Below are 8,616 nucleotides of genomic sequence, written 5' to 3'. Positions count from 1 at the left end.
GCCCGGTGGGCTGGGGGACCGGGCCGCAGCGACCGCAGCCGCGGCGCGGGACGTCGAACCGGACCCAGTGGGTCATCGTCGGCTGCGCGGTCCTGGCCGTCGCGCTGGTCGCCGTCGGCGTGGTCCTGCTGGTCACCGGCGGGGACGAGGAGACGCCGGCGGCGGGCGAGACGCCGTACCCGACCGGCACCCTGTACACCCCGCCGACGCCGACCGAGCCGGTGATCACCAAGGGGCCGCACGACGTCGGCGTCGAGGTCGGCCGTGGGGTCTGGTTCACCCCGGCGAAGGGCTGGGTGCCGGACTCGGACAAGTCCAGAAGCGGCCGGAACTACCTGCTGCCGCAGTTCAACTCCCGCGGCCTGATCGACGGGTACTACTGGGTCCGCCAGACCACGCTGTACGACGCCAAGGGGTTCGCCGAGCACCTGGTCGACATCGAATCGAACAGCATGGTGAACGTCCGGATCAGCTCGGGCCGGGTCTGCAAGCCCGCGAACGAGGCGATCAAGGCCTGCTACGCGCTGTCGTACTCCGCCTACGTCCGGACCGGGACCGGCAAGCTGATCCCCTTCCGGGGCTTCGTCACCGCCTACCAGGACCAGTTCGGCAACGTCACCGGCACCGACGCCGGCTTGGAGATCTCCGTCTACAAACGCCGCGTCAACGAGCTCGTCGTGATGAACAGAACCCTGGAGAAGAGCTTCTGACCAGGGGTTTCGAGAAACTGTCGGCGACGGCCCGTACGGTGGAGGGCATGAGACAGGTCTCGGATCTCCAGCGTATGGTCGCGCCGTTGAAGGTCGTGTCCGACTTCGAGCCGGCGGGCGACCAGCCGGCCGCGATCGCCGACCTCGAGCGCCGGATCAACGCCGGAGAGCAGGACGTCGTCCTGCTGGGTGCGACCGGTACCGGCAAGACGGCCACCATCGCCTGGCTGGCCGAGCGGATCCAGCGCCCGATGCTGATCCTGCAGCCGAACAAGACGCTCGCCGCCCAGTTCGCGAACGAGCTGCGGCACTTCTTCCCGGCCAACGCCGTCGAGTACTTCGTCTCCTACTACGACTACTACCAGCCGGAGGCGTACGTCCCGCAGACGGACACCTACATCGAGAAGGACTCCTCGATCAACGAGGAGGTCGAGCGGCTGCGGCACTCGGCGACCTGGTCCCTGCTGACCCGGCGCGACGTCATCGTGGTCGCGACCGTCTCGTGCATCTACGGCCTGGGCTCCGCGGACGAATACCTGAACCGCATGATCCACGTGAAGGTCGGCACCGAGATGGATCGCGACGGCCTGCTCCGCAAGCTCGTCGGGGTGCAGTACGCGCGCAACGACCTGGCCGGCACCCGGGGCACGTTCCGGGTCCGCGGCGACACCCTCGAGGTCTTCCCGGTGTACCAGGAGCTCGCCGTCCGGGTGGAGTTCTTCGGCGACGAGATCGAGCGGGTGATGACGCTGCACCCGCTCACCGGTGAGGTGCTGAGCGAGGAGGACGAGGTCTACATCGGTGCCGCCACGCACTACGTGACCGCGCCGGAGAAGATGGAGCGCGCGATCGCCTCGATCGAGGCCGAGCTGGCCGAGCGGCTGGCCGAGCTGGAGCGCGGCGGGCATTTGCTGGAGGCGCAGCGGCTGCGGATGCGGACGGCGTACGACATCGAGATGATGCGTCAGATCGGCACGTGCTCCGGCATCGAGAACTACTCCCGGCACACCGACGGCCGGGAGCCAGGCTCGGCGCCGCACTGCCTGCTGGACTACTTCCCCGAGGACTTCCTGCTGGTCATCGACGAGTCGCACGTGACCGTGCCGCAGATCGGCGGGATGTACGAGGGCGACATGTCCCGGAAGCGGACGCTGGTCGAGCACGGGTTCCGGCTGCCGTCGGCGATGGACAACCGGCCGCTGCGCTGGGAGGAGTTCCTGGAGCGGATCGGCCAGACGGTCTACCTGTCCGCGACGCCGGGGCAGTACGAGCAGGACAAGTCCGACGGGTTCGTCGAGCAGATCATCCGGCCGACCGGCCTGGTCGACCCCGAAGTGATCGTGAAGCCGACCAAGGGCCAGATCGACGACCTGATCCACGAGATCCGGCTCCGGGTCGAGCGGGACGAGCGGGTCCTGGTCACCACGCTGACCAAGAAGATGTCCGAGGACCTGACCGACTACCTGCTCGAGATGGGCATCCGGACCAGGTACCTGCACAGCGAGGTGGACACCCTCCGCCGGGTCGAGCTGCTCCGCGAGCTGCGGATGGGGGAGTACGACGTCCTCGTCGGCATCAACCTGCTGCGGGAGGGCCTCGACCTGCCGGAGGTGTCGCTGGTGGCGATCCTGGACGCCGACAAGGAGGGCTTCCTGCGCTCCGGCCGGTCGCTGATCCAGACCATCGGCCGGGCCGCGCGGAACGTGTCCGGTCAGGTGTTCATGTACGCCGACAAGGTGACCCCGTCGATGGAGCAGGCGATCGACGAGACCAATCGGCGCCGGGCCAAGCAGATCGCCTACAACAAGGAGGCCGGGGTCGATCCGCAGCCGCTGCGGAAGAAGATCGCCGACATCACCGACATGCTGGCCCGCGAGGACGCCGACACGGCCGAGCTGCTCGGCTCCGGCCGGACGCAGTCGCGCGGTAAGGCGCCGGTACCGGGCGGCGGCAGGCAGAAGGCCGGCGAGAAGGCGAAGGAGCTGGCCGGCGGGCTGCCGTCCTCGGACCTGGCCGACCTGATCCAGCAGCTCACCGACCAGATGCACAACGCCGCCGCCGAGCTCCAGTTCGAGGTCGCCGCCCGGTACCGCGACGAGATCTCCGAGCTCAAGAAGGAACTCCGCCAGATGACCGCCGCCGGCGCCAAGTAGCCCGCCCGGGCCAACCAGCCCGGGCGCGCCGGGTGACCCGGCCGGCGACTGCGGGCACGTGATCGGCCCCGCGCCGATCAGGTGTTGCGGACGACGGTGGGCTTGGGGGACTCGTCGACGGTCAGGGTGAAGACGTCGGGACGGGCGTAGTGACCGCTCGCGTCGAAGTCGAACGTGGCCCGGTCCAGGTCGGCGAGGTCGAGCTCGGCGAGCAGGACGCCTTCCCGATCGCGAAGCGGACCGGCGAGGATCTCGCCCAGCGGGGAGATCACCGCGCTGCCGCCGTTGATGAGGACGGTGCCGGGGTCGTCGCCCTGGACCGGGTGAACGTCGGCCGGAAGGCCGTCGCGGGTGAGGAACTGGTTGGCGCTGATCACGAAGCAGCGGCCTTCGAGGGCGACGTGCCGCATGGTCGCCTGCCACTGGTCGCGATCGTCGACGGTCGGGGCGCACCAGATCTGGACGCCCTTGGAGTACATCGACTGCCGGAACAGCGGCATGTAGTTCTCCCAGCAGATCGCCGCGCCCAGCACACCCACCTCGGTGCGGACCGCGGGCATCGTCGACCCGTCACCCTGGCCCCAGAGGAAGCGCTCGGCGGCGGTCGGCATCAGCTTGCGATGCGTCGCCACCAGCCCGCGGCGGGGATCGACGAACAGGGCGGTGCAGTACAACGTCCCGCCGGCACGCTCGATCACCCCGCCGACGACATGGACGTCCAACTCGGCCGCGAGCTCGGCCAGCCGGGCGGTCTCCGGCCCGGGCACGTCCACCGCGGCCTCGCGGTACCGGCGGAAGAGGTCTCGTCCCTCGGCTGAGCGCGACCCGACGGTGATCCCGAAGTCGAGCCCTTTCGGATACCCGCCGAGGAACGCCTCCGGCAGTACCACCAGCCGCGCACCACCGGCCGACGCCTCCCGCACAGACTGCTCGGCCTTCGCCAGCGTCGCGGGCGTGTCAAACATCACGGACCCCGCCTGCACAGCGGCAACCACCACCGAAGTCATGCCCGCAGCCTACGAGTCCCGGATGTCCCCACCGCCCGATACTGTCCGTCCCACGGGCACAGATGTTCGGGTCGACCGGGGAGTGAGATGAGCAGGCTGGCGGGTGACGAGGTGCTGGAGTACTGCCTGGCGAAGCCGGGGGCCTGGCAGGACGAGCCGTGGGAGGGGGACGTGGTCGCGAAGGTGGGGGACAAGATCTTCGCGTTCCTCGGCGGCGACGGGGTCGGGCTGAAGTGTGGCAGCAACCGCGAGGAGGCTGACGAACTGGTCGAGACCTATCCGGACGACGTCGGCACGATGGCCTACATCGGCCGTTCGGGCTGGAACACGATCCGCCTCGGCGGGGCCGTTCCCGACGACGAGATCCTGGAACTGATCGACTCGTCCTACGAGACGATCGTCGCCAAACTGCCGAGATCCAAGCGTCCCTGACCACTACTTTCCGTGAGGCGGCACCCGGAACGCAGGCATACAGTACGCCGTAGACAATCGGACGTCGTGTGACCAGGCAGACATTTGTGTACGGTCAGTGACCGATCCGGGATATTCCCATCGCGAGCCGTGATCATGGCGACAACTGGGAGGCGCGCTCCGGATTTGGAGACTTGGACATCGACCGGCCAGAATAGGGGTCGGAGAAGGGGAGTATTCCTTCGCGGCGGTATCGTCACCACGGTCAAGGGTTCGTTCCCCTCGCCCGGTGCCGCCGGTCAGGCTCGGTCAACGAGCCAGGCGGAAGAGACCTTCGGAGTCCTGTTCCGTCTGCGCTCCGGAGGTTTCCTGTGCACGTTGCTGACTACGTTTGGTACATCACCGTCGGCGTGCTGCTCGCGCTGCTCACTTTCGATGTCTTCGTCATCGGACGGCGCCCGCACGAACCGACGACCCGGGAGTCCGCGACCGCGATCGCGTTCTACGTCGGTCTCGCAGTCGTCTTCGGCCTCGGGGTCTGGGTGTTTTCCGGTGGTCAGTACGCAGGAGAGTTCTTCGCCGGCTGGCTGACGGAGTACAGCCTCAGTGTCGACAACCTGTTCATCTTCCTGATCATCATGTCCAGGTTCGGCGTGCCCAGGAAGTACCAGCAGACAGCCCTGCTGGTCGGCATCATTCTCGCGCTGGTCTTCCGCGGCATCTTCATCGCCGTCGGCGCGGCCGCGATCAACCAGTTCTCCTGGATCTTCTACCTGTTCGGTGCGTTCCTGGTCTACACCGCGATCCACTTGGCCATGCAGGGTGAGAACGACGACGAGGACTTCAAGGAGAACGCGATCATCCGGTTCGCGAAGAGGCGGCTGAACGCGACCGACGAGTACAACGGCGTCAAGCTGACGATCGTCCAGAACGGCAAGCGGCTCGTCACCCCGATGGCGATCGTGATCATCGCGCTCGGCACCACCGACCTGCTGTTCGCGCTCGACTCGATCCCGGCGATCTACGGCCTGACCCAGGAGCCGTTCCTGGTGTTCACCGCGAACGTGTTCGCCCTGATGGGTCTGCGGCAGCTGTACTTCCTGCTCGGTGACCTGCTGAAGCGGCTGATCTACCTGTCGATCGGTCTGTCCGTCGTGCTCGCCTTCATCGGTGTGAAGCTGGTCCTGCACGCGATGCACGTGAACGAGCTGCCGTTCATCAACGGCGGGCACCACGTCGAGTGGGCGCCGGAGATCCCGATCTGGTTCTCGCTGGGCTTCATCGTCATCACGCTCGGCATCACCACGGTCGTCAGCCTGAGCGCCTCCCGCAAGCGGGCGCAGTCGAAGGCGCAGTCGGCCGGTGGCGGCGAGCTGGACGAGGCCACGCCGGTCGGGTCCAGCAACGGCACGACCGACGAGACCGGCCGGCAGGACACCGCCCTGGACGACAACACCAAGGCCGAGCTCGAGGCACTTCGCGAGCCGGAGCAGACGGACGCGAAGAAGCACTGAGACCTCTGAAATACCACGTCGCCCCGGACCTGCGGTCCGGGGCGACGTCGTTGTCGGGGACAGCGGCGGGGGCGGTCAGAGGCGGGCGGCGGTTGCCAGGGTGGCCCGGCGGTCTTCGGTGATTGGCTCGTTCTCGAGCCGTTTGCCGGTTTCGGAGGCGTGCAGCATGCCTGCGGGGGAGACGAAGCCGACGTGGTGGACCGGCTTTCCGGGGTGGGCGAAGAAGTAGAGGTCACCAGGCTGTGCTTCGTCGATGGCGATGTTCTCGAGCGTGTCCGCCTGGTCGTGCGCGTCCCGCGGAGTGCGCAGGCCGAGCACCCGGTTGACCGTGTGCACGAGACCGGAGCAGTCCAGCCCGTACGCCGACGTACCGCCCCACAGGTACTCGAGCCCGAGGAACTGCGACCCCAGCCGCAGCCGATCGTCCGCCGTACCCGCACCGCCGGACCACAGGACGTCGTCCGCCAACCAGCCCGACCCGCCATCCGGCGTCGCCACCCGCGTGTACCCGTCCGCGTGCTCGACCGACGCGAGCACCGTGGCGAACGACAGCTCCGCGAAGGCGCCGGCCCCGGGCTCGGCGAACAGGGGAGCGGTCGGTACGGCGACAGCGACCGGAGCGGTCGCGGCTCCAGGCAACTCACCGAGGTGGCTCGACGGCACCCACCCCGGGTAGCCGAGCGCGTCCTGCGACGACGGCTGCCACGGCGCGACGATCTCCGACCACCCGTCACGCTCCGACCGGACCAGCACCGGCTCCGCGTACAGCAACTGGGTCAGCGTGCGGCCGTGCAGCCCGAGGCGGGTCTCGGTGTCCATCGACGTCGCCCACGCGGCCACGTCGGGCTGGGCGGCGATCGCGGGGGCGTCGACGTCCCTGGGCGCGTCCGGCGCGGTCCACACCGTGCTGACCGGGACCTTGGCGGCGACTAATTTCATACGGTCAAGCCTGTCACGCCGAGGCCGGGCGCCGAAGGCAGGTGGATCATCGGGCCGTCGTACCGGATCCCGCCGGCCACCGGCGGTTCGCGCAGCCACCACGCGGCGTCGAGGTCGTTGACCGCCGACGTCGGGTACGCCGACACCAGCGCGGCCGCCGCGCCGACGCCGACCGGACCCTCCATCATCGAGCCGACGATGGTCCGGATCCCGTGCTCCCGGGCCAGTTCCAGCAGCGTCCGGGCCGGCGCGAGCCCGCCGCACTTGGCCAGTTTGACGTTCACCATGTCCGCGGCGCCGTGCCGGATCACCGCGACCAGGTCGCGGACGCCGTACACGGACTCGTCGGCCAGGATCGGCGTGCTGACCCGGTCGGTCACCCACGCCATGCCGTCGAGGTCGGCCGCGGGGACGGGCTGCTCGACGAGTTCGATGTCGCAGTCCTCGAGCGATCGGATCGCGGTGACGGCGTCGCGGCGGGTCCAGCCCTGGTTCGCGTCCAGGCGCAGGCGCGGGCCGGGACCGATCGCCTCCCGGATCCGCCGGACCCGCGCGGCGTCCGCGGTCGCGTCACCGGTCCCGACCTTCACCTTGAGGACGTCGAACCCGTCGGCGACCCGGTCACGTGCGGCGGCGGCCAGCGCCTCGGCGTCGCCGGCGGACAGCGTGACGTCGGTCGCCACGGTGCCGACCGACGACCCGAGGAACGCGTGCAGCGTCTGCCCACGTCGCCGGGCGGCGAGGTCGTGCAGTGCGACGTCCACCGCGCCCTTCGCGCCGAAGTTGCCGACGGCAGCGTTCTGCACCCGGCGCAACGCCTCGGTCAGGTCGTCCGGCTCGAGGCCGTCGAGGGCCGCGGCGATCGGGCCTTCGACGCAGGCCTGTGCACCGGCGAGCGATTCGCCGGTGACCTTCCAGACCTGCGGAGCCTCGCCCCAGCCGCTCAGCTCACCGTCGCTGATCTCGACCAGCAGCGAGTCGGCGTGGGTCGCCGTCCGGAGAGCCGTCACGAACGGGGTGTGCAGCGGCGCCGACACCAGGTGCGTGGAGATCTTCATCGAACGGCTCCGAGGTCGTGCCGGTGGTTCCAGGCTTCCAGGGCGATCGAGGCGATCAGCTGCTGCGCGTCCGCGTCCGGCAGGCCGGACGTCGTACACACGACCAGCACGAACGGGTCGGCGTCCGGCGGGCGGACGATGCCGCCGTCGTGCCGGATCCGGGTGTCCCAGCCGTTCTTGTGCTCGACCCGGGTGCCGGCCGGCAGTTGGGCGGGGATCTCGCCGTTCCACTGGTTGCCCGCGAGCAGGTCGCGCAGGTGGTCGCCGGACGCGCCCTCCTGGTTGCCCACCGCACGCAGGACGCCGGCCAGGCCGGCCGCGCTCATCTCGTTGCTGATCCCGGCCGCCCGCGCCGGGAGGTCGTCGATGCCACGACGGATCGCGCTCGGTCCCGGCCTGAGCAGGGCGTCGGCCGCGTCCACGCCGACCAGTTCCAGGACCAGGTTCGTGGCCAGATTGCTGGACCGGGTGATCATCTCGGCCGCCAGCCACCCGAGCGGAACCTCGGAGCCGAGCCTTCCCCAGGTCGCCGGCGCCTCGTCCTCCTCCGGGTTCACGCCGAACCGGCCACCGGCCGCGGACGCGAAGTCGTTGTGCACGGTCACCGGCTGGTCGAGCGCCAGTTCACCCGCCTCGACCTTGCGCATCATCGCCATCGCCACCGGCAGTTTCATCGTGCTGGCGGAGTAGTGCGTCGTCTCCGCCTCGTGCTCGAACGCCGGTACGCCGTCCAGCCGGCCCAGCCACACCCCGAACTCGCCGCGGCCGTCGACGTTCCGGAGCGACTCCGCGATTCCCATGCCGCTCACCCTTACACACAGGGG

General features: G+C 69.3%; 8 protein-coding genes. 4 read left to right on the top strand and 4 right to left on the bottom strand.

All coding sequences use genetic code 11. From position 1 onward, the window contains the following. On the top strand, positions 1–710 hold a 710-nt coding region (locus E1218_RS21170), incomplete at its 5' end, for a hypothetical protein (RefSeq protein ID WP_325052849.1). Positions 711–757: 47 nt separating this feature from the next. Next, a complete protein-coding gene (gene uvrB, locus E1218_RS21165) occupies positions 758–2,863 on the top strand; it encodes an excinuclease ABC subunit UvrB (protein WP_132322770.1) in 2,106 nt (701 codons plus the stop codon). Positions 2,864–2,940: 77 nt separating this feature from the next. On the opposite strand, the gene E1218_RS21160 is transcribed toward uvrB, so the two are convergent. Beyond that, positions 2,941–3,870, bottom strand: a complete 930-nt coding sequence (locus E1218_RS21160) for a carbon-nitrogen hydrolase family protein (RefSeq protein WP_132322768.1) — start codon at positions 3,868–3,870, stop codon at positions 2,941–2,943. Positions 3,871–3,957: 87 nt separating this feature from the next. Here E1218_RS21160 and E1218_RS21155 point away from each other — a divergent pair, with 87 nt between their 5' ends. Together E1218_RS21155 and E1218_RS21150 are read left to right on the top strand one after the other, a co-directional pair. Beyond that, positions 3,958–4,302: an MmcQ/YjbR family DNA-binding protein gene (locus E1218_RS21155; RefSeq protein WP_202866122.1), complete on the top strand. Its 345-nt coding sequence runs from the start codon at positions 3,958–3,960 to the stop codon at positions 4,300–4,302. A gap of 350 nt (positions 4,303–4,652) precedes the next feature. Next, complete coding sequence (locus E1218_RS21150; protein ID WP_132322766.1) at positions 4,653–5,795, top strand: TerC family protein; 1,143 nt, start codon at positions 4,653–4,655, stop codon at positions 5,793–5,795. A 75-nt stretch (positions 5,796–5,870) separates the two neighbouring features. Here the strand turns inward: E1218_RS21150 and E1218_RS21145 are convergent, their stop codons facing one another. From E1218_RS21145 to E1218_RS21135, 3 genes are read right to left on the bottom strand one after another with little or no spacing between them, the layout of a single operon-like run. Then, complete coding sequence (locus E1218_RS21145; RefSeq protein WP_132322764.1) at positions 5,871–6,734, bottom strand: C40 family peptidase; 864 nt, start codon at positions 6,732–6,734, stop codon at positions 5,871–5,873. Beyond that, positions 6,731–7,792: a mandelate racemase/muconate lactonizing enzyme family protein gene (locus tag E1218_RS21140; protein WP_132322762.1), complete on the bottom strand. Its 1,062-nt coding sequence runs from the start codon at positions 7,790–7,792 to the stop codon at positions 6,731–6,733. The genes E1218_RS21145 and E1218_RS21140 overlap by 4 nt, the downstream gene beginning before the upstream one ends. Further along, entirely contained in the window at positions 7,789–8,592 is an 804-nt protein-coding gene (locus E1218_RS21135; protein ID WP_132322760.1) for a serine hydrolase, read from the bottom strand. The genes E1218_RS21140 and E1218_RS21135 overlap by 4 nt, the downstream gene beginning before the upstream one ends. Positions 8,593–8,616 lie beyond the last annotated feature (24 nt).

It is taken from the genome of Kribbella turkmenica (genome assembly GCF_004348725.1).
Classification (GTDB): Bacteria; Actinomycetota; Actinomycetes; order Propionibacteriales; family Kribbellaceae; genus Kribbella; species Kribbella turkmenica.
Note: the sequence above shows the minus strand (reverse complement) of the source record. Positions and strands in the feature narration are given on the sequence as shown.